Source organism: Schleiferilactobacillus harbinensis DSM 16991, from assembly GCF_000425885.1.
Taxonomy (GTDB): Bacteria; Bacillota; Bacilli; order Lactobacillales; family Lactobacillaceae; genus Schleiferilactobacillus; species Schleiferilactobacillus harbinensis.
Map to the genome: position 1 here is coordinate 1 of NZ_AUEH01000097.1, position 1706 is coordinate 1706.

At 52.4% G+C, this 1706-nt stretch carries 1 protein-coding gene; it reads right to left on the reverse strand.

Annotation, left to right across the window (positions count from 1 at the left end):
* Positions 1 to 209: 209 nt before the first annotated feature.
* Entirely contained in the window at positions 210 to 1508 is a 1299-nt protein-coding gene (locus tag H627_RS0115345; protein ID WP_027829623.1) for a zinc metalloprotease, read from the reverse strand.
* Positions 1509 to 1706: the final 198 nt, after the last annotated feature.

The following is a 1706-nucleotide window of genomic DNA, read 5'->3' on the forward strand; positions in this document are numbered from 1 at the left end:
GCCACGAATAAATAATTCGAGTACAGCAGTGGCGCAATCCTTATGTTAGAGGGTTGCGCCACTTTTTCATATACGCCCGTTTAACGACCTCTTACCCTTGAACTCACTTGAATATTTGGTCATAAAAATGCCCCACAATCGTTAGAGTATCTGTCTAACAATTATGGGGCACTTCAACGTCGTCCCACCGCTCTTTTCGTATCCATTAACTACCGACGAGTGAAGTATCCATTGATTGCTGCGACCCATTGGTCCCCGCCAAGATTAAAGTACAGATTCTCGTCACCAAGATAAGCTGCCCCATTAACCTGCCAACGGCTAGCAGCGGGCAGTATGCGCACGGGTTTCAACTGCCCATTCCACAGGGCAATTCCCCACTTCGGGTTAGCCGCGTAGTGCACGGCGAAGGTACCCTTCACGGAACTGACGGGTTTCGTAGTGGCCACATCACCGGTGCTGACGAATTGCTGACCGCCAAGATTGTAGCCGACGACTTTGCCATTGGGATCATACACGACGGCGTAGTACTGCCAGGCGGAGTTGAACGGTAATTTCTTGCCGTGGCCGGCCTTGAAGTTCACGTCACTGTAAAGATCGGCGCCGGTCGCCATATTCACGTAAACGACCCCGGTGCCCGGCTTGGTTGTGTTGTTCCGACCGGGGTTCACATTACCAGAATCGCCGCCGTGGTACCCTTGTGTGGGCTGTTTGGTCTCAGTGTCGCCGAGGGCCGTGGCCTTGCCGCCATAGATGGCTTGCGTCGCACGGATATAGGTGGTGTCCTTGGTGACGTCCATGAGCAGGTCGCCCTCTTTATTCAGACCGGCTTCGGGATTCATGATCGAATAACCATAGGTGTCTGTTGATGTGTGGTCCAAGCCGATACCGTGGCCAATCTCATGCTCTGTCGCCAGCAACAGCGTATTTTTGTTCCATTTATCAAAGTACTCTTGGTACTGGTTGAAAATGGTCTGATAATTGGGATCTGTCTTCGCCGGCAATTGCGGCGACCACTGTTTGCCGATGTATTGAGAGGTGGCATAGGACTTGTAGCTGTCGTCCAGAAAGATGCGGGTGCCGTTGGGATGCTGGGCAATGTGGTTAATCACCTGGTTGTAGTTAATGAAGGTAGCGCCGCCAACCTGTTCGCCATTATCGGAGGTATCGCTGTAATCCTTGCCGGCGATGACGATGTCGGCCTGACTCTTGGTGTTCGTCAGGGTGAAGGCGAAGATACCGGCGAGCATGCCTTGCACGTTGGTAATGCCCTGCTTGACGGTAGCCAATTGATCGGCGGTGAAGCCGGTCGGATCCAAATAAATCACGGCCTTGTTGTTGCCGTAGTTGAAGTCTTCCTGCGGATAATAGGTGTGTTCTGTCGTAGCCGCGGCCACGGGCTGGATGGTTTGTGCGGGTGCTGCCAACGCTACCGCCCCCACGGCCAGGCTGCTGGCCAGCAGAGCCGCCGCCAGTGTGTGGCCGAGGCGTTCCCAATACCTTGTTTTCATCTGTATATCCCCCATTCGAATTGCGTGCCTTCGTATACTGCCATGATACCGCATTAGGGGCGTTTTAAGGAAATTTTCTGACCAAATTAAAAATAGACACCTGGAGCCGGATTTAAAATTGAAGTGCAACACCGATTGAGTTAGACCAATCGACCGGGTTGATTTAACAAAATAGGCCATGAAGACCTATCCTTGAAG

Bases quoted from the DNA above. Each gene is read 5' to 3' on its own strand.
- H627_RS0115345 (WP_027829623.1), bottom strand. From the start codon at position 1,508: ATGAAAACAAGGTATTGGGAACGCCTCGGCCACACACTGGCGGCGGCT.